A 22,001-nucleotide genomic window follows, 5' to 3' on the forward strand; every position below is an offset into this window, starting at 1 on the left:
TAAACACATTAACTATCACAAATCAACAACATCAAATCTTAGTGATCTTCACTACGGCATTGGTGTTGGTCAATTTTTCGTCGGGCGTACGGCTTGTTTTATTGGTTACATAAATAGCCCCTGTCTTTTTATCCAGGCTGATTGTATTCGGAAGCCCCAGCGTCGGAATTCTTTCAATGACTTTATATTCCTTCGCGTCGATTACGGCTACTTCCTTTTTACTTCTGTTTGCGGTATAGACCACATTCAGTTTCTCGTCATACACCAGCCCGATTGGCGATGTGTCATAACCCAGATATATTTTGTTGATGATTTCTCCTGTATTTCCGTCTATAACCGTCACGTTATTGTCGTTAGACTGACTTACGAAAAGGCGGTTGTTTTTATAGTCAATTGCGATATTGAGCGGGCAATACGACCATGTTTTAAACTTATTGACCAACTGATTTTTTTCTGAATCAAAAACCAGAATATTTCCTTCCATCGTGTTGCTGTCCGTTGTGTAGATCTGGCCGCGATCAGCATCTACATTCAAACCCAACAAATAAGAATCAGGATATTCGAGAGGTGCTTTGAGCGAGTTCGTAGCGCCGTCGATCACCCATACGGAAGAGTGCCCATGATCCGAAACGTAAACCAGATTGCGTTTTTCGTCTACCGCCAGCTCCCGGATTTTACCTTTTTCATGGCCTCCTTCAATAACCTTTTGTGTTTTCGATTTAATATCTACCACACTAACAGCATTTTGCGTAGCATGACCTACATAAAGTGTTTTTTCTTGTTGTTGATGGCAATACCGAACGGCAGTTTTTTACCCAGACTAATCGAATCGATCACCGCCAGACTTGAACCGTTCAGCACATACACAAAATTCTCAGCATTCTTATTGAAGCCAGCTTTTGGCCCTACCACGTACACATTTCCGTTGGTAGGATTATGTACCAACTGATACACTTCAGCATTAATTTTTTGTACCCCTTCGATTTTATAAGTAGGCTCAGGTTTCTTTTGAGCATTTGCAGCCATCACGAACGCTGCCAGGCATGCAGTGATAAATATCTTGCGAATTGCCTTATGAATGTTTTAAAAATTAAAAACTCCTTTTTTACAGGTAGTAGCTTAAACAGCGCTTTACCCGAAGCATTGCCGCATTTTTTTTATCACATATAATTAAAACCGGATCCACACTCTGACTTAATGCTATCTATACGGCGTCCATCAACAGCGCAATACGATTTCCTTCACTATCCCGGAACTCAGCCACAAATCCATAGGCTCCATTGGATGTTTTGGTATACAACACTTCTCCCCCGTTTGCCACAGCAAGGTCCAGTAGCGTATCAATATCTTCTGCTTTAAAATAAATCAGTACACCATCAATGGTAGGTTTATATATCTCTCCTTTTGCCAAAGCTCCCGAAATACCGGAGCTATCTTCTGAAAAAGGAAATACAGACATCTCGTTGTGGTCTATGACCTCACTTTCAAATTCAAATCCGAATACTTTGGAATAGAATGCAACAGCACGGCTCATATCCTGCACAGGAATCTCAAAATACACGACGGGATTAGATCTCTTTTTATCTTTCATATCATCTTTTTGCCTCAATATCTGCAACTAAACGTAATCTGTCAACCCATTTTTACCTATATTGAAATACTCAATGTAACTACTCCTATTATGATCAAAGCATTACGTATTTCACTTCTGTTTGCCATCCTGCCTTTTTACCATTCCTTTTCTCAGAAAATTCCGGTTGTACTTCCTGAAAGGGAACGCGCTGCAGTAATCGATAATATTCTGGAAGACCGCTTCGAAAATCTTTTACCCGCATTGATGAGACGGGAAGGAATTGACATGTGGATTATTATTTCAAGAGAATACAATGAAGACCCGGTCATGAAAACGATGCTACCCAGTGTATGGTTGTCGGCACGAAGAAGAACCATAATGGTTTTTTATGATCCCGGAAACGGAAAACCGCTGGACAAACTTGCTATAGCACGTTACGACGTTGGCACACTCCTGACAGGCGAATGGGATATCAGCTCTAATCCCGACCAATGGGATGCTTTGATGAAAGTGATTAAAGCTAAAAATCCAAAAAAGATCGGACTAAACTATTCTGCTACGTATGCACATGCCGATGGACTCACCTTTACCGAACGGGAGGAGTTTATGCAGAAGCTTCCCAAAGAGTACCATGCAAAAGTTACGTCAGGAGAAAAGCTTTCTATTGGGTGGCTTGAAACGCGCACAGAAAAAGAAATGACCATATACCCTATGATATGCCGTATTTCTCATGAGATTATCAATGAAGCGTTCTCTGAAAAAGTAATTCAGCCGGGTGTTACTACCACCGATGATGTGGTGTGGTACCTCCGCCAGCGTGTGACTGATCTGGGATTGGGAACATGGTTTCATCCTACGGTTGATATTCAGCGGGCAGATGACAAGAATTTTGATCATTTGAGAACATTTGCCAAGCGCCCCGGCTCGCAGCCAATTATGCCGGGCGATCTCATTCATGTCGATTTTGGGATTACTTATCTCAGGCTTAACACCGACCAGCAGCAACATGCTTACATTTTAAAACCTGGTGAAAAAGAGATTCCTGAGTACCTGAAAAAAGCATTTGCACAAGGAAACCGCTTGCAGGACATTCTTACTGAACGCTTTAAAGCAGGTAAAACAGGTAACGAAATGCTGGCGGAAGCGCTCAAACAAGCCGAAAGCGAAGGCATTACAGGCTCTATATACTCACATCCCATTGGCTCACACGGACACGCCGCCGGACCTGCCATAGGTATGTGGGATAACCAGAAAACCGTAAAAGGTACAGGCGACTATCCGTTGCATGAAAATACAGCCTATTCGATTGAGCTGAATGTCGCCGTTCAGCTTAAAGAATGGAATAAAACCATCAGGATTATGCTGGAAGAAGACGGCTATTTTGACAAAAACGGTTTTCGCTATATTAATGGCCGGCAAAAGGAGATTTTTACCATCCCCCGACAACTTCATGGTGTAGAATGACGTTGGAAAAAGAAACTCTGTATTGCCTGTTATGAAATTGCAGTATATCATTTGTATGTTTTTTTTGTCACCCGGAACACTGCTGGCTCAGGAACAAAGTTACTGGACTGCCTTCATGAATGCGAACAGCTCTCTGATAGGATACAAAGATAAGAATGACCATATTCGCATTCCTCCCAGGTTTGAAACCTACTCTCCTGCTCGAAAGTTTGACGATATTATTGCTGTGCACGAGCAGGTTTCGGGGAAAATAAGCAGCTATTATCTGAGCAAATCCGGCAGGGTTACAGCCCGCGATAGCATGTACGTTTTCGACAATACGCTTGATTGTGAAAGTGAAGGATTTATCCGTTTTCGTGATCAGAAAACGGATAGAGCTGGTCTTTTGAACAAATCAGGAAACATAGCGATTCCAGCCGTGTACAATGATTTATCCCGAGTTGAAAACGGATTGATTATCGCACTTTCAGGAGCCAATAAGAAGCAATCTCCTGATGGTGAGCACACGATGTGGGAAGGCGGAAAGTATATACTGATTGACACCACCAACCAGCTATTGATTGATAATTTTGAAGTCGAAGATCCAATCAGCTTACATACCTTACAGGTTTCAGACAAGCCGGGAAATGATCATAAAAGAAAATACTTTAAAGGATTGAATGGCAAATATTACGGATTCATTGATACCGATGCCGAATTCAAATTATGGCTTAAAACCACCCTGCTGACTGAGAGAAGTGAATCATCCTTTCACAAAGCAACTTTCGAGGAAATAAAATATTGGGATGAGTCCTCTGGCTGGATTTCAGAAAACGGAAAGACTTTTATAGAGCAGAACTTTAATATACTGCAAAAACTATTGGCGCGACTGAACGCACCTGATTGCCAGTATGATATATTCAATGAAAGTCTGAACCCCTTTCTGTTCGAATCTGAATTGTTTTCATCTTACCTCAATAATTGCAACGAGGCGCTCGAAAACCGGTATCCTGTTAAAAATATAGTAATCAGTCATGGTAAGGGAGTCGGAGTAAAGCAAGATCATCTCGCATTCCTTCGTACGGATTCAGGTTACAAATTGATAAGTGTATCTCTCAGCACTGAAAGACTTAGATAAAACAGGAACAGTTCCCGTGTAGAACTGTTCCTGTGTGACAACTATAGTTTTATTGCTGCGATTCCAACCAGTTATGAATGTAGGCCGCCACTTCTTCCCAACCCGGCTCTCCACATATATAATGAGAACGGTTGTCAAACTCACGAAAAAATGAACCGCCACTTATATCATCCGTGTAAGCCTTGCTGTTTTTTTCCACCAGTTCGGTAGGTACGATCAGGTCTTCTTCTGCACCTATAAAAAGCAATGGCGAATGCGGAACATCCAAATCGACCTGTCCGGCAGAACCCAGGCATCCGCGTAAGACATTCCGGCTATCATGCGTTGCGGTTTCGTCATAAGCACGCCGTGCAGCCGCTTCATCCAGTGTGTTGCAAAACCCTTCGTGGAAACTTTCGGGTGTCTGCTTAAATGGCTCATCTCCTTTAAACGGATTCGTAATAGCGGCAACATTTTTGAAAAATGGCCAGTCGAGCGTCATCATCATATTCGGAGCCACGGAGCAAATCGGTACACCTACGCTCACCAGATTTCTGTTTACGAAGATCTGCGTTAGCAATCCGCCAACGGAGTGCCCTATTACAATCGGTTTGTCTTTTACCTCAACCTCCCCGCCACCTGCGCTGATCACAACCTGCTCGATAGCGCTGATCACATCTTCGAGCATCAGGTCACCCAAAGTTGCGGGAGGGTTCGCCCTCAATGTTGCCGGATCGCCCTCATGATCGGGCCATGACGGTGCTATACAGTTGTAGCCTCTTTCGTTAAAATACGCTACCCATTTGTCCCAGCTGCGCGAATTCTGAAACATTCCATGGATAAAAACAATCGTCTTTTTCATAACATTGGTTTTTAGTTTTGACAATCAGTTTTTGATAAATTTGAGTCGATTATATAAAAACCAAGCCAATATTTGGGGTTATAGCTCTGAGTTGTGGTTTACTTCTTTACCCTGATTATCATATTTTCGATCCTGTTATGAATGCGCCGGATAAACCATTAGTCGATAAATTATACATGCTCGAAAAACAGGCAGGCAAAGGTGGCTGGACGTACGTAGTCATTTCTGAAATCGCTCCGGATAAACATAAGTATTTCGGTTTGGTAAGAGTACGTGGTACGATTGATGACTATGAAATCAAATCTTACAACCTGATGCAGATGGGAAATGGCAAGCTATTTCTCCCGGTGAAAGCGGAGATCCGTAAAAAGATCGGGAAAGCAGAAGGTGATCAGGTACATATTACGCTTTACGCGGATGACCTTCCGATGGATATTCCCGAAGAGCTGAAACTTTGCCTGGCCGACGAACCGGAAGCTTACAAAAACTTCATGTCGTACAGCGAAGCCATTCAGCGCCAGTTTATCGAATGGATTTACAATGCAAAACAGGAGGAAACCAAAATTGAACGTCTTGCCAAAACTGTGAATATGGCTTTGCTCGGACAGACACTTCACAAGGCTAAACCGTGATCATGATTTCGAATTCAGCCCTGAAAACTTAATATTAGAATCGGTATACATTCCGTTAGCTTTGTACTGCCGGATATCCGGAACAGGGCAACATCATCATGAAACTGAATGCAAGATACAGAAGGCTGGAAGAGCGTAAGCTTATCAAGATTTCTATGTCTATTGGTTCCGTTCTTACAATTTGGGCGATTATCACAGGTATTCTCGGAGATTCCAAATCGATCATTTTTGATGCGCTCTTCTCCATGGTCGGTATCAGTTTGTCGGGAGTTTCACTGTTTGTAAGCAATTTTATCCGCAAACCTGACGACGAAAATCTGCCATTCGGCCGGTCTCAGTTCGAGCCTTTTGCCATCACAGTGCAATCATCAGTCATTATTTTTCTTTGCCTCTATTCATTGGCAACATCCATTATGGACATTACTGATGGTGGAAAAGTAGTGGAACTCGGCGTTGCTCTCCCCTATCTGATAACTTCAATTCTCGGGTGTTTCGGATTGTGGTTGTTCTTTAAAAACAAAGCAGCAAAACTGGAATCAGAATATGTGCGTATTGAATCTACGGAATGGCAGCTGGATGCACTGCTGAGTCTGGGTGTATTGATCGGTTTGTCGCTCGGGTATTTTCTCAAAGATACTTCTCTGGACTATATCACTCCCTACCTGGACCCAGGCATGGTTCTGATTATCTCCATACTTTTCCTCCGGATTCCGGCTCAGACTTTCATCAAAAATATACGAGAATTGCTTCAGTTTGCTCCGGATGATGAAGTGGAAGAACGGATTCATAACGCAGCCGAAAAAATGGTGCTTGATCAGGGATTTCTTGATTCGCTCGTCCGCGTGGCCAAAACGGGCAGCAGCTATACTGTAGAAATCGATTTTTTACTTCCCATGTCCTTGTCTGCTATGGAAGTGGCGGAGCTAGACGTACTCCGCCAGGAATTGTATGATCAGATCAAAGGCAGTTTTCCGATGTGGCTGACGATCTCCTTCACAACCGAACGGAAGTGGATGATATGATCCGGTTATTTTGAAATTTCCTCCACGATTCTGAAACCAATATAGTCAAACCGTGGCGTAGCAGCCACTTTTTCACGATGTTTATTAGTGCAAAATGTGCTTGTATTGTACCAGCTCCCGCCACGTACCATTCTGAAAAAGCTCGTCTGATTTCCTTTGGGATTCGTCACTTTCCTGCTTGTGTAACTTCCAAACCTATCCTGGCAAAACTCTGCAGCATTACCACTCATATCATAAAGTCCCAATGCATTCGGTTTTTTACTCCCTGCAGGATGTGTTTGATTCCCCGCATTTTTCACAAACCAGGCCACTTCCTCTATATCGTCAGAACCGCTAAAAACGGTACTATTGCCGCCGTTTGCTGCAAACTCCCATTCAGCTTCTGTAGGCAGCCGGTATATCTTTCCGTTTTGTTTTGAAAGCCACTCCATGTATTTGCCGACATCATTCCAACTGACATTTACAATAGGGTGGTCTTCCTGCCAACCCCAGCCGGGAGGTGAAGGCATGGCTATCTTTAGAGCTTCGCAATAGACCCGCCACTGTGCAACGGTTGTTTCTGTGGCAGCGATCCGGAATGGACTGAGTACCACTTCGTGCCTGCCTGAGGTTGCATCCTGTAAGGAATCGCCCATCCAAAAACTACCACCGGCAACATCCACCATGTTCGGATAGTGCTGGGCAAAACCCTGCTCAGTTACAAATAGCAAGAGAAATAAGCGGTATATAAAATTTCTCATTTTCTTCATTTTTTCAGATCAATAACAAGCCTTTCATTTAGGCAATACCGGCGGGTCTGTATCATCCGGATTGGATGTGAGCGATTCCAGAAAAGCAATAATCGCGGATTGCTCGGCACCGGTAAGTCCAAGCGGTTTGATGTGTGGTGAGAGTTTGGGAAACATTGGATCTTTCAATTGCTCAACAGTAGGCGGCGTTATGTTGAAAGCTGCGTTGTAAAAAACCATCATCGGTACCAAATGCGTAAACTGCCCGCGGTGAAACCATGGATGTGTACGCATGACATTACGCAAGCCAGGCGTCCGAAACTTGCCTACGTCTTCCGGATTTTTGGTAGTGTTATACAAGCCCAAATCCTGCTTTAGAGAATCACCATAAAAGGTTTGTCCCAAATTATGAAACTGTCCATCAGTCAATAGTGGGCCGTTATGACAGTTAATGCAACGCCCTTTGGTTCTGAATAAGTGCAAGCCAAATAATTCCTGGTCTGTGAGCCGGCTACTCATACCTGCCAGAAAAAAATCGAAGGAAGTGTAGTTGCTGGATACCGTTTGCTGAAATATGGATAAAGCTTTCAGGATACGCATTTCGGTAATGCCGGCATCTCCGTAAGCCAGCGTAAACAATGGTCTGTAACCTTTGATCTTTCTCAGTTTGCCTGGTATCTTTTTGATTTCCTGATGCATTTCCACATCAGCGCTTATGGGCAAACGCGCCTGTTCTTCCAAGGTTGCAGCCCGACCGTCCCAGAATAATTTCTTCTGAAACCATACATTCTCGATCGTTTGTGTACTTCGGATATTGCGCTGATGATCGTGCCCCAGAGCCAGCTTGCGCCCATCTGTCCAGAAAAGATCCGGATTATGACAACTGCTGCATGATATCTGGTTGGAGCCGGACAGACGCGGATCAAAAAACAACGTTCGCCCCAAATCAACCAGATATCTGACTGAATCCAGATCTACTCTCAATGGTGGCTCAGGCAAAATACCCAGTTCTCTGAACACAATTCCTGAGTCGATATGCGGCGCAGGCCAGCGATCGGAAGAGCGTGAATAAACCTTTCTCAACGAATCCAGATACCGGTCTTCGGCAAAATAGGGCTTATCCGAAACAGTGGCAACAAACATGGCAGCCACCGAAATAGCTGCCATTGTAAGAATGAATTTTGAAGTCATACTACTATCAATTGTAACCCGGATTCTGAATCAGCTTCGGATTGCTTTCCATATCGGCACGGGAAATAGGCAGTAAGGCTGCGTGTGATTTCCAGGTTGGCTTCTCAGCACCGAATACGGCATCTGCCCGACCAGTTCTTGTGATATCAAACCAGCGATGACCTTCTACAAACAACTCCGCACGTCTTTCTTTTTCTATTTGAAGAATCATTTGTGCCTGTGTCATCGTTTCAGGAAGATTGGGTAATTCGGCCCGTTTTCTCAATACATTGATATCTGCAACCGCTTCTTTCAGATTCCCCTTTTGAATATTTGCCTCTGCACGGATCAGATATTGTTCTCCCAACCTGAGGATGATCGCATCCTCTGCCAGGCTTGCGTCAGCCGGCGTAGCCCGTTGTTTGTATTTATTGGAAAAAGTAAGCGTATCAGTACCGCTGATTCGGTAGCCAATCCATTTCTCTTTCCTCTTATCGCCCTTTTCGAAACTTCTGTACAAGGAAGTATAATTAGGATACGTAGGCAAACCCGTTTCCGATGGCACAATCATTTGTGCGTAGGATGTTCGATCAATCAGTGAGGGATTACTGTTCTGGCTACTGATCTTCCAGATTGCTTCAGTGCTGGTTCTCAAAAATACTTTGTTCAGATCTGATTCCAGTTTTGCACTTCCGGCAAGTACTTCCGTCGCCTTTAGTATCGCCAGATCCCAGTTTCTTTCATACAGGTATACTCTTGCCAGCAAAGCGGATGCCGCCAGTTTATTCACCTTCGTTGTCGGCATAGCAACCGTTGCCAGTACTGTTTCGGCCTCCTGAATATCCTTAATCACCTGTGCCATCACTTCGGCTTTGGGAGTTCGGGGAGCTACGGAAGTTTCACTCATGGTTGTTGTCAGTATCAGAGGAACATCGCCGTAATAACCAGCGATGAGCATGTACATATATGCCCGGATAAATTTGGCCTCAGCAGTATAACGCTGCTTTAGAGCTTCACTTACCACTGTATTTTTTTCCAATCCATTGATGATGCTATTGGCCTGATAAATGATTTTGTAACCATTGGACCAGAACAAACCATAGGTAGCAATATTTGGATTGTAAGTATTATATCGAAGGTCATCAAAAACCGTTGCCGTTCTTGCATAGATCTCGTCGGCAATCATCCCGCCATAAAAATGTGGGGCATAATGCCAGAAATTCCCTGAAATAAAAGCGCTGCTATATAGTCCCGTAACCGTCGCTTCCACGGTTTTAGGGTCTGCAAAAACCACATCTACAGTAAGATCCGAAGCAGGCGGATCTATCTCAATGAAACTTTCGCATGAAACCGTGAACGTAAGGCAAACCAGCGAAAGTGCTCCCTTACAAATTGTATTTTTAATATTTTGAAATAACATGATAGCCGATTTTTAAAGTGTCAGACGAATACCTGCAATGAAGGTTTTGCTTGGAGGTGTCAGCCTCGGTGTCTCGGGATCCAGACCATCGTAATTCGTGATCGTCAGCAGATTTTGCCCTTGTACATAAAACTTAATGTTCTCCATCCGCAACGTATTCGACCATTTCGCAGGCAAATTGTACGACAACGACAGGTTTTTCAGACGGATGTACGAAGCATCACTAAAGGCTGCATCAGAGTAGGCATATTGTCCGGTGTAATTCCTTCCTGCTTCTGTTGAGGTAGAATTCGTAAGTCTCGGACGGGTCGCGATTTGTCCCGGTGTAGTCCAGTAATCCTGAGCCAGTTCACGCTTCACGTTTTCTCTTCCTCCCACCGGAGTATAATACGACCACAGATAACCATAGTCGACAGGCTTGCGGGAAAACTGAAAGAAGACGTCCAGTTCCAAACCTTTGAATTTAAAATTGTTACCCAATCCTCCATAAAATTTGGGATCGTCACTTCCTATTGAGAAATAGTCATTTCCGGCATTAAATACTCCGTCGCCATTTTTGTCTTCTACCATCGCCAAGCCGTTGTCAGGGTTGATTCCTTTAAACTTATAGACTCTGAAAACATTCACAGACTGGCCGATTTCAAACTTATTGGCATAGGTTGTAGAAGCTAATCCAGGGAATTCGAGAAGCGTATTTTTTAATGTTGTAAGGTTGAAACTGGTTGTCCATTTCAGTGCGCCGTGTGTGATGTTCTGAGATGTTATCTCAAACTCCCATCCTTTGTTTTCTACCAAAGCAGGCAGGTTATATTGGTAAGACGAAAATCCCGACTGGCTCGGAAGCGGATAACTTACCAGTTGATTACTTGATCTGTTGCGGTACCACGAAACATTTACCCCCAGACGGTTTTTCAGAAATGCAGTTTCTAATCCGAATTCCATCTTTTTGTTCACTTCCCAGCTGTAATTCGGGTTAGCAACGCGACTTGGCACAATGCCTGTTACGCCCATATACGGAGAAATTCCAGTTGCTGAATACGTCTCCAGATAACGGTAATTCCCGATCTGATCATTACCCGTAGTTCCGTAACTCGCACGAAGTTTACCGAAAGTCATTACCGGAAGCAATTGTGCGATGAAAACCTCGTTCGAGAATATCCAGCCCGCTCCTACTGCCCAGAAGTTACCAAACCTGTTACCTTCACCAAATCGCGACGATCCATCCCTTCTTACCGTTCCGTTCAGGATATACTTATCATCCCAGGTATAAGACAACCTTCCAAACACGGATTGATATTTATATTCTTCCCGGTTCGACCCTTTATCGGCTATCACTGCTGCCGCTGCAAAACTGCCCATCAATGCATCGCTCGGAAAGTTCCGACCTGTGAAATAGTCGAGCGTGGTAGTGGTGTGCTGATAAGTTGACCCCAGTAAGGCAGAAAACAAGCTGCGGTTCATCCGCACAGTGTAATTCAGCTGAGGCTCCACGCTGATGGTACCCATTTGTGTGCTCGCCAAATAGGATTCATTGGTATAAGAAGAACTGGAAAAAGGGTTGACATTATTCGAAAAAATCTTCTGCGTCTGGCGCACATTCATCCGCGTATAACCAATATCCGCTTTAGCCTCCAGGCCATTGAGTAGCTGATAGCGTAATGTAGTGTTTCCAATAAAATTATCCGTTTTGGTCTGTACATCCACGAATTTGTATGAAGATGGATTGGTAGAAGTTGAAAACCAAAAAGGTTTGGTTCCGGTGCTGTCGTACATCTGCAGGTTCGGGCTTGTCAGCAGATACGAAAATGGATTAAAACCAGTTGTTTTCAGATGATCCACCCCGTACGTAAGTGTCGTGTTCAGGTTGAATTTCTTATTCGGAGATGTATGCTGAAGATTCAAATGCGCACTTCCGCGTTTATCAAAGTTATCTCCGATCAGCGTTGCACCTTCATTGCGGAAACTGGTTCCAAACAAAAACCTTGTATTTTCATTTCCTCCTGAGATGTTCAACTGTGCATTGTGAACAGGTGCTTTATTTCCCATCAATTCCTTTTGCCAGTCTGTATGCTGATTAGGATTCCAGTCCACCAGATCCGGTGCATTCGTGGAATTAGGCGTAATACCATCTGCAGCAAAAGCAGCTCTTCTTAAATCGAGATATTCAGAAGTACTCAACACATTCAGCGTGCGCGTAGCTTTGGAAAAGCCCGTATAGAAATCAAGTTCCACCTTTGTCTTTCCGGCTTTCCCCTTTTTTGTCGTGATCAAAATAACTCCGTTTGCACCTCTCGAACCATATATAGCGGTAGCATCCGCATCTTTCAGGACTTCGATGCTTTCTATATCCGCCGGATTGATCGCACTCAAAGGGTTCATCCCGCCTCCAAAAGCAACAGGTCCCTGTGCTGCGGGAAAACGGTTCAATGCCGTATTTGTCACGGGCACCCCATCAATCAGATAAAGTGGGTTTCTACCTGATTCAATCGTATTCGTACCTCTGATCTGCACATTCACAGCGGCGCCCGGTATACCAGAAGTATTATTGATAAAAACACCTGCCATTCTTCCCTGCAATGCAGCGAGCGGATTCCCTAGTGGTTGTCTTTCAATGGTTTCGGCTGTGACCTTACTGATATTTCCGGTACTCATCGCCCTGGTAGTCTCGAAATAACCGGTAGATACTACCACTTCTCTCAGTACTGTAATATCTCTGTTCAGCCTGATCACCAATTCGAATTGCAACGGAAGCGTTACCAATGTATCCACTGAACGGTAACCTATAAATGACACAACCAGGTTCGCACGATTTCCGGCTACAGAAATACTGAAATGACCGTTTTTATTTGTAGTAGTACCGTTTTCTTCATTTTTAACCAAAACTGTTGCTCCCGGCAAAACTTCCCCGTTTTCAGCCGCGACCACCCTTCCCTGCAATACATATTGTACCGCATTTTCTGATGTATTTACCAGATGAGCTCCTTCCTTTACTTTTTCGAAAAGAATGATACTTCTATTAATCTGCCGGAAGTCAAGATCTGTGTCAGCCAACAACTCCTTCAAAGTTTGATGTACGGATCTCATTTCCCTGTTGAGCGTTACTGACCTGTATTGTCCCACTTTTTCAGACGGATAGGCCAAACTAAAACCAGAAGCATTCTCCAGTTTTTTCAATGCAGTTTTGAGCGAACTGCTTTTTAACTCCATGGATATAGCGGTCTCTTTGATACTTTGAGCTGCCGTTGCTGCTGCGAACAAGGTTTGGCTCGTTACCAAAACAATTGCACACCAGTAAAAAGTTAATTTCATAATCGACACCAGGTTGTAGCGTAATGAAAAGCGCAGGCGACTAGCCGACGAATGCCACATAAGGAGCAATCGCCTTGCATACGCATGGGATTTTTGCATACTTTGTAAAAGTTAGTAGAATTGAGAGATTTTATTTAGCTCGAACCCTTCAATGCTTGCCGGCGGAAGGGTTTGTTTTTATTTGGGTTTATTTGTAATTCGCATTATCGTATTTCATTAGGCATCTGTCATTTACAGACCACATCCTTTGCCTTCCACCACAATCAGTTTTCCTTTATTTTCAATCTTGTAAGTGGCTCCTCTGGTTGCGGTAAGTACATCCAATATTTCCTGAATAGTTTCTGTTCCCTGAAAAGAGGCAGTCACCGGACAACCTTCCAGCTCCTTATTTCCAAATCTGATGGTTATACCATAACGTTGCTCCAGTTGCCTGGCTATGGTTTTAAACGATACTGACTCAAACTCCATCCTTCGTTTTACCGGATCCTGTTCTTCTTCGTTAGTATGTGTTTCTGCATTCCGGCTTTTGGCATCATATACGATTTTCTGATCCTGTATTAATATTCCTAAAAGCTCGTCTCCTTTTTCCACTTTTACCTTTCCCCTTGTTACGGCTACAGTTACCTTATTCTGATCCCGATAGGCCTTCACGTTGAAAGCAGTGCCCACTACTCTGACAGTTATATCACCTGCACGTATTACAAAAGGTTTTTCCGGTTTATGCTGAACATCGAAATAAGCTTCGCCTTCCAGAGCTACTGTCCTTTCATTTTCATGGTCTTCATATTGAACTTCACTTCCTGCCTGAAGCAGAATCCGGCTGCTATCGGGTAGCATAAAATGGCGCGAATCGCTTGCCGACTGCGGAGTGACAAAGGATATGGTATTTATGTCAGTCTTGTTATGTTGCAATACCCGGTAACCAATGCCAAGTAAAAACACAACTCCTGCCAGTGTAGCCACCAGTCTCCACCAATTGCGAAGTGGCCTGAGCTGAACTATTTTTCCGGATGGCACCTTACGACTCATCAGATCATCATAAAGCTCACTTGCCAGCGCTGCCTCGCTGCCTGCCTTTCGCAGCCATTCCCTGAAAGAATGATCCGACGCTCCTAATTGATCATACCAGTTTTCCAGCTCGTCCAGCTCCTGCTCCGTGGTATCGCCCCGGTCATATTGCTCCAATAAGTAAACGAGTCTGCTGTGCTCCATTTTGTGGCTTTTAAATACAAGACACTTTTTGCTTCTATTACCGTTACTCCCGGCTTGATTATTTTTAGACTTTTTCCAAATATCATTACCTATACATGTTAAAAATTGGAATAGTTATATTAAATCAGAAAAATCAAAATATTTTTTTAGACATTTTCTAAATAAGCTACATTTGTAAAATCATTTTTGCACTCAGAGATTATCAATACACTTACCAGACACGAAGATTCAGAGTTGCTCCTGCAATGGAAACAGGGGAATGATGCTGCATTTGAAACTTTTTATAAAAGACATATCGTGCAGTTGCTGGGTGTAGCATGTAAAAAAATAAATGACGAAGAAGCAGCAAAGGACATTGTTCAGGAAATGTTTCTTTCAATGATCAGCAACCGTGATAAGCTTCCTGAAATAGATTCGCCGAAAGCTTATTTACATACCAGTCTGAAACACAGTATTTACAATTATTACCGGCGTGAACTGGTCAGTAAACGGTATGAAGAATTTGCGGTGACCACGGCCACCGGCACCGACGACACATTGCTCCATCAGCTACATGCCAAAGAACTTGAAACACAACTGGTTTTGGCTATAGAGACCTTACCTCCGCAGTGCAGGCACGTTTTCAAACTGAGTCGTCAGGAGTTTTTATCCAATAGCCAGATTGCCGAAAAGCTGCAGATTTCGGAAAATACCGTAGAGCAGCACATGAGAAAGGCACTGCGTTTGCTGAGAATTTCTTTGGGTGAATATCTTCCCATCGCTATTATACTGTGGTCGATCGTAGAATGAAACTCCATACAAACAAAAAGAGAGCAAAACTGCTCCCTGTTTGTAACTTCAATATCCACTAGAAGCCTTACTATTATTTCCAATGCCTGAGCGCAAAGGTCGTTATACAGTATTACCCCAATCTTACCTGAAAGTTAAAGTCCTGTGAAATGGTGATTGGATCCTTGCTACGACTTATCCTGAACATGACCGTACGCACAATGCCTGCAACCATTGCGACAACAATAGCCTTTTTGAATATGATACAGTTCGGTAAATACAAGATAAGGTCCTTCCATATAGTAATGGACGCCTTCAATCAATTCAGATCCACTTTTGGAAATAGCAATGTCTTTCGAAGCAGTAACTAGCTGATTCACATCAGACAAACAACTATTACATAAGCAACCATAATTTGTCTTTCCCAAAAAACGGATGGTCTCCGGTTGCAGACGAATTTTGGAGCATTCGCATTGAGCGATGTCGGAGGCGAGGCATTGAATGGGTTGCTGGCAGCGAGAGCAGGAAGCAGCTGTGGCGTGGCTGGTTGTAATTGTTTTAGCTGCTCCCATGGTATTGAATATCGCAAATTGACGCACAAAAGCAACATAAGCTAACTCTATATTCTTTCACAAAGTCCATGTTTTATCCCACCCACCTCATCAAATCTATCCTGAATAATTGAATAAAATTGATCATCCCCGAACTCATACTTCCGAAAAAGCGAATATGCGATCAGATCTGAAAGTTGTATCAAACGAGATGCTTTCGAATCCAGAAAAAGAGGAACTTCTGACAGATTTCTCAATACCCCCCAACGATGACCAATGGTTCGAAAGTCTGTGGCAAGGCCCTGAATGGTACTTTCATAAGTAGACTTATCAAAAATGATTATTCCTCTTTGTGAATCATTATTTTTATGTAATCGGGAAAGATACTGGTCAAAGCGACTTGCTACTTGTTCAAAAGAATAATTAACAGGATCCGCAGGTGAAATGTTTTGTTTGTTAACAACGCAGGCAAAAATCCTATTTGAGTGGTGAGAACGCGCCAAAATTTCTAACGCCTCTTTTATGATATGCCAACGCTGCTCTTTTGGATACTGTCTCCATATTTTCTTGCCGCCAAACATCGGACTTCCATGAAGCTCCAGTGGCGCTGGGTCTGCCGGATTAATGCTTGAAACAAGTTTATCAAGCTCATTAGCAATCCAATATCCTTGTCTTTCAAAAAGAGAGACCCCCGCTAAAACAAAATGAGTTTGTCCAGCGTCTCCTGCACTCCCAGCTTCATCAAGGTATAGTAGGTGCATAAAAAAGGCAGCCGAGGAGAAACCATGTTCTCACGATCTGATTAAGTCAAACCTCCCAACTGCGATACAAAGATAATAATATACAAATTGTATTCAAAAGCAAAAGTATGACAGATAGAACTACATACTGATTTTCAACATGATAACTTCTTCATATCAATTCCTTTTAAGTATTTAAACCAAAACTTTTGCTTTCTTATACACGTCCTCATCTGACCCAGTTCGTCATTCAAAAGTTACTACCCTATCTGGTATTCCTGCTCCTATCTCAGTGCAAGCAGGATATAAAGTCAAATGATTTTCAGAAAATAAAGGAATCATTCTCTCTCGAAACCATTAACTACTTCTATGAAACAGCGTTTCGTATGAATACAAACGACAAGCGAAGTACAGTTCAGAAATGGAAAATGATGTTGCTGTATCCCTGGATGGAAATTTACTGAAAAATGATTCAGCTGACATTACAGCCGCTTTGAGGGAATTGGACCAAATAGGGCTTCCAATTAACATAGCGCTGACAGACAATCCCTTATTTGCCAATATCCGTATCTTCTTTGGAAATAAAATATACGTTCAGGAGAAACTGGAAATTGACCAAATAGGTGAAAAGCATAATCCAATCATTGTAAACTGGCGGGAAGATATCGGACACGTTTCTATAGGCATTGTTGACGGTATTGCAAACAATCAATTGTCTGGCAATGTGGATGTTGCCACCATAAGGCGCAGCAATATTATCAAGGATCTGACAAAAAGTTTGGGGATATTGGGAGGTAGCTGGAATGTGTATCACAAAAGATTTTATGCGGGAGACAATGTTACTGCTACATTATCGGATATAGATAAAAGCGTACTTCCTTTACCACTCTTCCACTCCGGACAATCTGGACAGAGCTGATTTTGAAAGTTACTTCGGCGATATTCTTTACACCGTTGACAGTGAACTGAAATTGATGCATTACGTGCAGGAGAATAAAATACCCATTAGCAGACTGTGGAATTCATTCGGGATCATTGCTTTATCGACAAATCATTAAAGAAGTATCCTACGGAAGTTTTCGTCAATATTCAGGGGTAAGAGGAAGATCTTAACTTCTGGAACATCGCTATCAAAAACTTAAATAGTATTACTGGGCAAAACTTAAAACTTGCGATTGGATCGCATTCCCTATCATCTCATGTCCCCTCGATTGATATTCTTTACAACAATTCAGATATCAAAGAAATCGATATTAAAACAAATATGACCTTTTATCCTAAGCTATTTGTCGGGCGTTTTAAAGGAGAAATAAGATTTCCGAAAAAATCTGATCATCGACTCAAGAACCAATTTAACAACAAGGCATTCAATTCTCTTTACTGTCTTTTAGCCTTCAATAGCGGAAAGCTGGAAGTTGCCGAGTCAATGATCAAGGCAATATCAGCTGAAAACCTGAGTTCAGAGAGATACTTTCACTAATTTACAACCCCATTATTCCGCAAGGTTTTACGTTGCAACAGATGGATGCGCTTATTGCTTCCTGTAAAAAACAGAAAAGGGATAACTGCTGATCACCAGCTGTTACCCCTTTTCTCCTATACTAAGTTTTAAATATCTGCTCAATGATCTCCGAACCGCTTCTCGCCTGCTGTAATCGCCACGGCAAGTTTGTTTTGCTTGGGAGGTAACGGGCAGGTTGCATACGGTGAGAACGCACATGGAGGATTGGTCGCTTTATTGAAATCCAACCAGTAGGAACCGTCCTCCGCTTTTTCAGAAGCATATACAAAACGACCTGCACCGTAAGTTTCTTTCTTGTTTGTTTCATCCCCGAAAATGATGAAAAGGTTCTTTTCGGTTCCAACTGCATCCAGTCTGTATTCCTTTCCTTTGATATTGAAAACCAAAGTACCTGGAGAATCCTCTTGTGAAAGTCGTCCGGTAATATCCGTAATCGCAACTTTTTTCCCTTCTGTCTTTTCCAGTTTCGCTTTTACCTTCCAGTTTTCATTGATCGGATAGGTATGAATACCTTTGAAATCCTTCAATGTCTGGCTTTCCAGATCCCGAAGACGCACCGCATATTTATCACCTCTTTTGATGATGAACCAGCGCAGTGACTGATGTTTTACCACCACGGGTTTTTGATACGGGAAGAGCGTTATTTTCTCAACAGGCTCTGTACCATTGAAAATCTCAGCATCTTTATCAGCTTCAAGCGTTACCTGTCCGTTTTGCAGGATAATTTTACCCAGAGCTGGTTTACTGTGATCCTGCGGAAAAATAATGTCATTTTCTGAGCTTCCTCCGAAGGTATTCACACCTTCTTCCAGCCAGAATAAACCCGCAAGATTAAGCCAGCCTTCTTCTGCTTTCAGACCCTCTACCCGTTTTTTATGCCACTCTTTGATCTGATTCTCATAAGCAGCATCTCCTCTGAAACTAAATAACACAACGCCAAGCAACAGCCAGGAAACTGCAAAGATTGATTTTTTCATAGTAATAGAAGTCAGTTGATTTTTAATTGACAAATAGTCAGACCGGGAAGTCATGGTTCCCGGTCTGACATCAGTCTTTACTCATTGGATTAGAATGAATATCTTACTGTTACACCGTAGGTACGTTGGTCACCTACGATTCCGGCATATTGTCCGTAGCTACCAGGAGCAGCCAATAGTTGTTCGTAATAATTTTTGTTAAACAGGTTTCTGCCCCACAGGAAGAAAGAAACTCCGTTCGATGCTCTGAAACCAATGCGGCCGTTCGTCAGAGAATATTCGTCAATGTTGAGATATTGAGATGGTGACGGGCTCGATGAGAAACCTGAGCGGTAGAATACATCGGCAGCTACGAAGTAGTTACCTTTCAATCCAAGGAAAGTTCCTTTTGCAACAGCTTCACCTCCTGCAGATCCCGACCATTTCGAAATACCTGGCAGACGACCACCTGAAATGTCTTTGAATGCTGCAGCCCCACCTACTTCTTCAAGAGGAACAGGCGCGTTCGTGAATTTCACATATTTACCATCTGTATATGCAACAGCAGCATTGAAGGTGAAAGCACCAAAACGGATATTTCCATCCAATTCAGCTCCCTGCACACGTACTTTCTCAGCATTAGCAAGGTATCCACGGTTCACACCAGGCTCCGGAGTTTGCACCTGCGTCTGGAAATCGTCGATGTCAGAACGGTAGAACGTAAGGTTCAACACCGAGTTAGGAGACGGTTTGGTTTTGATACCAATTTCTTTGTGCGCTACGTACTCAGGCTTCACTCTTGCAAGATCAATCAAAACCTGTCCGTTTGCACTTGGCAATCCACCCACGTTCACACCAATTGGCTTGTAACCAATCGAGTAAGTTGCATAAGCATTTACCTTGTTTGTTGCTTTATACTGAACAGAAACCTGTCCTGAGAAATTTCCTTCTGCGTAATCCGTATTGAATGCCTGGTTAGAATAAACACCGTTTTTCAATGCCAACAGTGCAGGGTCAGTTGTTTGCAAACCGCCATAAGCTACACGGCTGTAGTCAACCACTTTTTTGTCGTAGTTATAACGAACACCTGGTAGTACATGAAGTTTGTCAGTAATAGCCCAGTCAGCCTGTGCGAAAGCAGCCACTGAAGTACTTTTGATACGGTTGGTAGTGCGAATACCGAAGTTGTCAAACAATCCCGGAGTTGCCCACAATGCACTTGTTGAACTCTGAGCAAATCTCCATTGAGCAGAACCTGCTTCTTCTGTCTGAACCGGATCAGAAGTAAGATCCTGCCATAAACCAAATACTCCCACAACCCCACTCAATTTCGGAGAAATCTTTCCTGAGTAACGGATCTCCTGAGACCACTGGTCATGCTTGGAGTTACCAGAAGAAATCGTAAATACCGGCAAACCAATGTAGTCACGGTCATTCAAAGGAACCCATTTCCAATATCTCCATGCTGTGGTAGAAGTAAGTGTACCGTTTCCGATTTTGATATCTGCGTTTACAGAGACACCCCCAAGCTGGTTATCTGCTTTCGAAGGCGTATCCAGATCTAACTTACGTTCGAATGCACTTTTGTAAGGAATCTCGTAATTAAGGTCCTTGATAATCGCGTTGAACTGACGATAAGCAGCTCTTTGTGTGGTTACCACCCCTGCTACCGGCCATCCGTAACCAGTTGGTTTCTGATCAGAAATGTCTCCGATTAATGTAATATTTATGTTGTCATTTGGCTTATAAAGCAACTGACCTCTTACACCAATATTATTGATATCATTGATCGGCAATTGCGTATGCTCGTTGTAGAAAGTACCGTTACGTTGTGTACCTGTGAAAGAAACGCGTGCAGCCAGTTTTTTGCTGATCGGCCCTGTCAAAGAAGCTTTTGCCTGAACAAAACCTAGATTCCCATAGCTCAGCTCAAAGCTGGCACCCGGATCAAAACTAGCTCCACGGGTTGTAATGTTAAACGCACCTGCTGTTGTATTTTTACCAAAAAGTGTTCCCTGTGGACCACGAAGTACTTCAACGCGCTCAATATCAATAAAATCCAAGGCTGTTGCCGCCGGACGAGCGTAATAAACACCGTCCACATAGAATCCTACACCCGGGTCAATACCGTCATTAGTAAGACCGTAAGTAGATCCCAAACCACGGATGTTAAGAGTTGTGTTACGTGCGTTGGAGGCGTAAAGCTGTACAGTTGGTACAAGCTCTTTCAAACGGTTTACGTTGAAAGCACCCGCGTCTTCTGCGCGCGTACCGCCAATCACGGAAATAGGAATTGGTACATCCTGTGCCGATTCCTGGCGGCGACGTGATGAAATTACAACGTCTTCCAGTTGTGTATTGTTAGGATCTAGACGAATTTCTACTTTCTTGTCATTGATCAGAACCTCTTTTTTCAAATAACCTACATACGTTACGATCAAAGTAAAAGGAAGTGTCTGTCCTGTAACGAGTTCGAACTCCCCGTTGGCATCAGTTACGTCGCCGTTGGTAGTTCCTTTAATGGTAATAGTCGCTCCGATAAGAGGTTCGTTGCTGCGTGAATCCAATACTTTACCGGTAACGTTGGCATTAATCAAAGTTCTGTCCTGTGCAGACAGTAATAGCGGAAAGATCAATGCCGTCAGGAGGAAGGCCGACTTAAGAACTTGTTTCATTAGGATGATTTTTTTGGTGGTGTTTTTCTTCTCTGTTTGTGTTGACCGGCTTTGGTGTCAACCGGCAGAATCACGCCTCGACGCAATTCTTTGAATGTGGTGCTAACAACAGCAACAGGAAGCAGGGTGAAGTAACTGTTTTTTCATAAATGCTAATTTATCTTGATTCTCATGCAAATGTACAATCTGTTTTTATATATACTATATAAAATTGGTAGATTTTATAGGTATTGAAAATTTTAACAATCAATTAATTGATTTACAGATAATTAAATTTTAAAAATAATTTATAAATTTTCAC

At 42.9% G+C, this 22,001-nt stretch carries 20 protein-coding genes; 7 read left to right on the plus strand and 13 right to left on the minus strand.

Features of this window, described 5'->3' with window-relative positions; translation table 11 throughout:
- Positions 1-31: 31 nt before the first annotated feature.
- The 3 genes from DSL64_RS17740 to DSL64_RS17745 form a co-directional block, all read right to left on the minus strand.
- Positions 32-733: a YncE family protein gene (locus DSL64_RS17740; protein ID WP_199539421.1), complete on the minus strand. Its 702-nt coding sequence runs from the start codon at positions 731-733 to the stop codon at positions 32-34.
- A 26-nt stretch (positions 734-759) separates the two neighbouring features.
- Positions 760-1,026 (minus strand): YncE family protein, encoded by a 267-nt coding sequence (locus tag DSL64_RS29180; protein WP_199539423.1) that lies wholly within the window; start codon positions 1,024-1,026, stop codon positions 760-762.
- A gap of 178 nt (positions 1,027-1,204) precedes the next feature.
- On the minus strand, positions 1,205-1,591 hold the full coding sequence (locus DSL64_RS17745) for a VOC family protein (protein ID WP_115832267.1): 387 nt from the start codon (positions 1,589-1,591) through the stop codon (positions 1,205-1,207).
- Between the two features lie 90 nt (positions 1,592-1,681).
- Between DSL64_RS17745 and DSL64_RS17750 the strand changes: the two genes are divergently transcribed.
- Positions 1,682-3,037, plus strand: a complete 1,356-nt coding sequence (locus DSL64_RS17750; RefSeq protein WP_115832268.1) for a M24 family metallopeptidase — start codon at positions 1,682-1,684, stop codon at positions 3,035-3,037.
- 31 nt (positions 3,038-3,068) lie between these two features.
- Positions 3,069-4,154, plus strand: coding sequence for a WG repeat-containing protein (locus DSL64_RS17755; RefSeq protein WP_115832269.1), 1,086 nt, complete (start codon positions 3,069-3,071; stop codon positions 4,152-4,154).
- Between the two features lie 49 nt (positions 4,155-4,203).
- Here the strand turns inward: DSL64_RS17755 and DSL64_RS17760 are convergent, their stop codons facing one another.
- On the minus strand, positions 4,204-4,995 hold the full coding sequence (locus tag DSL64_RS17760; RefSeq protein ID WP_115832270.1) for an alpha/beta hydrolase: 792 nt from the start codon (positions 4,993-4,995) through the stop codon (positions 4,204-4,206).
- A 137-nt stretch (positions 4,996-5,132) separates the two neighbouring features.
- Here DSL64_RS17760 and DSL64_RS17765 point away from each other — a divergent pair, with 137 nt between their 5' ends.
- Both DSL64_RS17765 and DSL64_RS17770 read left to right on the plus strand, forming a co-directional pair.
- On the plus strand, positions 5,133-5,627 hold the full coding sequence (locus DSL64_RS17765; protein WP_115832271.1) for a YdeI/OmpD-associated family protein: 495 nt from the start codon (positions 5,133-5,135) through the stop codon (positions 5,625-5,627).
- A 98-nt stretch (positions 5,628-5,725) separates the two neighbouring features.
- The gene (locus tag DSL64_RS17770; RefSeq protein ID WP_229217128.1) at positions 5,726-6,649 is read left to right on the plus strand and encodes a cation diffusion facilitator family transporter; all 924 of its coding nucleotides are present in this window, start codon (positions 5,726-5,728) and stop codon (positions 6,647-6,649) included.
- 5 nt (positions 6,650-6,654) lie between these two features.
- Here the strand turns inward: DSL64_RS17770 and DSL64_RS17775 are convergent, their stop codons facing one another.
- The 5 genes from DSL64_RS17775 to DSL64_RS17795 all read right to left on the minus strand — a co-directional run bounded on the left by DSL64_RS17775 (position 6,655) and on the right by DSL64_RS17795 (position 14,488).
- The gene (locus DSL64_RS17775; protein WP_158547941.1) at positions 6,655-7,389 is read right to left on the minus strand and encodes a formylglycine-generating enzyme family protein; all 735 of its coding nucleotides are present in this window, start codon (positions 7,387-7,389) and stop codon (positions 6,655-6,657) included.
- 33 nt (positions 7,390-7,422) lie between these two features.
- Entirely contained in the window at positions 7,423-8,568 is a 1,146-nt protein-coding gene (locus DSL64_RS17780; protein ID WP_115832273.1) for a cytochrome-c peroxidase, read from the minus strand.
- 7 nt (positions 8,569-8,575) lie between these two features.
- Complete coding sequence (locus tag DSL64_RS17785; RefSeq protein WP_115832274.1) at positions 8,576-9,967, minus strand: RagB/SusD family nutrient uptake outer membrane protein; 1,392 nt, start codon at positions 9,965-9,967, stop codon at positions 8,576-8,578.
- Positions 9,968-9,979: 12 nt separating this feature from the next.
- Positions 9,980-13,276, minus strand: a complete 3,297-nt coding sequence (locus DSL64_RS17790) for a SusC/RagA family TonB-linked outer membrane protein (protein ID WP_158547942.1) — start codon at positions 13,274-13,276, stop codon at positions 9,980-9,982.
- A 231-nt stretch (positions 13,277-13,507) separates the two neighbouring features.
- On the minus strand, positions 13,508-14,488 hold the full coding sequence (locus DSL64_RS17795; RefSeq protein WP_115832276.1) for a FecR family protein: 981 nt from the start codon (positions 14,486-14,488) through the stop codon (positions 13,508-13,510).
- A gap of 186 nt (positions 14,489-14,674) precedes the next feature.
- Here DSL64_RS17795 and DSL64_RS17800 point away from each other — a divergent pair, with 186 nt between their 5' ends.
- Positions 14,675-15,277 carry an RNA polymerase sigma-70 factor gene (locus tag DSL64_RS17800; protein ID WP_115832277.1) on the plus strand — a complete coding sequence of 201 codons (603 nt, stop codon included), beginning with the start codon at positions 14,675-14,677 and terminating at the stop codon, positions 15,275-15,277.
- Positions 15,278-15,444: 167 nt separating this feature from the next.
- Here DSL64_RS17800 and DSL64_RS29415 read toward each other — a convergent pair whose 3' ends face one another.
- Together DSL64_RS29415 and DSL64_RS17810 are read right to left on the minus strand one after the other, a co-directional pair.
- Positions 15,445-15,828: a cysteine-rich CWC family protein gene (locus DSL64_RS29415; RefSeq protein WP_115832278.1), complete on the minus strand. Its 384-nt coding sequence runs from the start codon at positions 15,826-15,828 to the stop codon at positions 15,445-15,447.
- 47 nt (positions 15,829-15,875) lie between these two features.
- Complete coding sequence (locus DSL64_RS17810) at positions 15,876-16,568, minus strand: DUF3800 domain-containing protein (protein ID WP_115832279.1); 693 nt, start codon at positions 16,566-16,568, stop codon at positions 15,876-15,878.
- A gap of 188 nt (positions 16,569-16,756) precedes the next feature.
- Between DSL64_RS17810 and DSL64_RS28835 the strand changes: the two genes are divergently transcribed.
- Together DSL64_RS28835 and DSL64_RS17815 are read left to right on the plus strand one after the other, a co-directional pair.
- Positions 16,757-17,011, plus strand: coding sequence for a hypothetical protein (locus tag DSL64_RS28835; RefSeq protein WP_147300383.1), 255 nt, complete (start codon positions 16,757-16,759; stop codon positions 17,009-17,011).
- Entirely contained in the window at positions 16,969-17,466 is a 498-nt protein-coding gene (locus tag DSL64_RS17815) for a hypothetical protein (protein ID WP_115832280.1), read from the plus strand. The genes DSL64_RS28835 and DSL64_RS17815 overlap by 43 nt, the downstream gene beginning before the upstream one ends.
- Before the next feature lie 701 nt (positions 17,467-18,167).
- Here DSL64_RS17815 and DSL64_RS17825 read toward each other — a convergent pair.
- Entirely contained in the window at positions 18,168-19,046 is an 879-nt protein-coding gene (locus DSL64_RS17825) for a DUF1684 domain-containing protein (RefSeq protein WP_115832282.1), read from the minus strand.
- An 89-nt stretch (positions 19,047-19,135) separates the two neighbouring features.
- A complete protein-coding gene (locus DSL64_RS17830; RefSeq protein WP_115832283.1) occupies positions 19,136-21,700 on the minus strand; it encodes a TonB-dependent receptor in 2,565 nt (854 codons plus the stop codon).
- Between the last annotated feature and the right edge of the window lie 301 nt (positions 21,701-22,001).

The sequence above is a fragment of the Dyadobacter luteus genome (genome assembly GCF_003383615.1).
GTDB classification, from domain to species: domain Bacteria; phylum Bacteroidota; class Bacteroidia; order Cytophagales; family Spirosomataceae; genus Dyadobacter; species Dyadobacter luteus.

Coding starts and splice junctions, on each gene's coding strand:
- DSL64_RS29180 (WP_199539423.1), bottom strand. CDS start 1,026: ATGGCTGCAAATGCTCAAAAGAAACCTGAGCCTACTTATAAAATCGAA.
- DSL64_RS17745 (WP_115832267.1), bottom strand. CDS start 1,591: ATGAAAGATAAAAAGAGATCTAATCCCGTCGTGTATTTTGAGATTCCT.
- DSL64_RS17750 (WP_115832268.1), top strand. CDS start 1,682: ATGATCAAAGCATTACGTATTTCACTTCTGTTTGCCATCCTGCCTTTT.
- DSL64_RS17755 (WP_115832269.1), top strand. CDS start 3,069: ATGAAATTGCAGTATATCATTTGTATGTTTTTTTTGTCACCCGGAACA.
- DSL64_RS17760 (WP_115832270.1), bottom strand. CDS start 4,995: ATGAAAAAGACGATTGTTTTTATCCATGGAATGTTTCAGAATTCGCGC.
- DSL64_RS17765 (WP_115832271.1), top strand. CDS start 5,133: ATGAATGCGCCGGATAAACCATTAGTCGATAAATTATACATGCTCGAA.
- DSL64_RS17770 (WP_229217128.1), top strand. CDS start 5,726: ATGAAACTGAATGCAAGATACAGAAGGCTGGAAGAGCGTAAGCTTATC.
- DSL64_RS17775 (WP_158547941.1), bottom strand. CDS start 7,389: ATGAGAAATTTTATATACCGCTTATTTCTCTTGCTATTTGTAACTGAG.
- DSL64_RS17780 (WP_115832273.1), bottom strand. CDS start 8,568: ATGACTTCAAAATTCATTCTTACAATGGCAGCTATTTCGGTGGCTGCC.
- DSL64_RS17785 (WP_115832274.1), bottom strand. CDS start 9,967: ATGTTATTTCAAAATATTAAAAATACAATTTGTAAGGGAGCACTTTCG.
- DSL64_RS17790 (WP_158547942.1), bottom strand. CDS start 13,276: ATGAAATTAACTTTTTACTGGTGTGCAATTGTTTTGGTAACGAGCCAA.
- DSL64_RS17795 (WP_115832276.1), bottom strand. CDS start 14,488: ATGGAGCACAGCAGACTCGTTTACTTATTGGAGCAATATGACCGGGGC.
- DSL64_RS29415 (WP_115832278.1), bottom strand. CDS start 15,828: ATGGGAGCAGCTAAAACAATTACAACCAGCCACGCCACAGCTGCTTCC.
- DSL64_RS17810 (WP_115832279.1), bottom strand. CDS start 16,568: ATGCACCTACTATACCTTGATGAAGCTGGGAGTGCAGGAGACGCTGGA.
- DSL64_RS17815 (WP_115832280.1), top strand. CDS start 16,969: ATGGAAAATGATGTTGCTGTATCCCTGGATGGAAATTTACTGAAAAAT.
- DSL64_RS17825 (WP_115832282.1), bottom strand. CDS start 19,046: ATGAAAAAATCAATCTTTGCAGTTTCCTGGCTGTTGCTTGGCGTTGTG.
- DSL64_RS17830 (WP_115832283.1), bottom strand. CDS start 21,700: ATGAAACAAGTTCTTAAGTCGGCCTTCCTCCTGACGGCATTGATCTTT.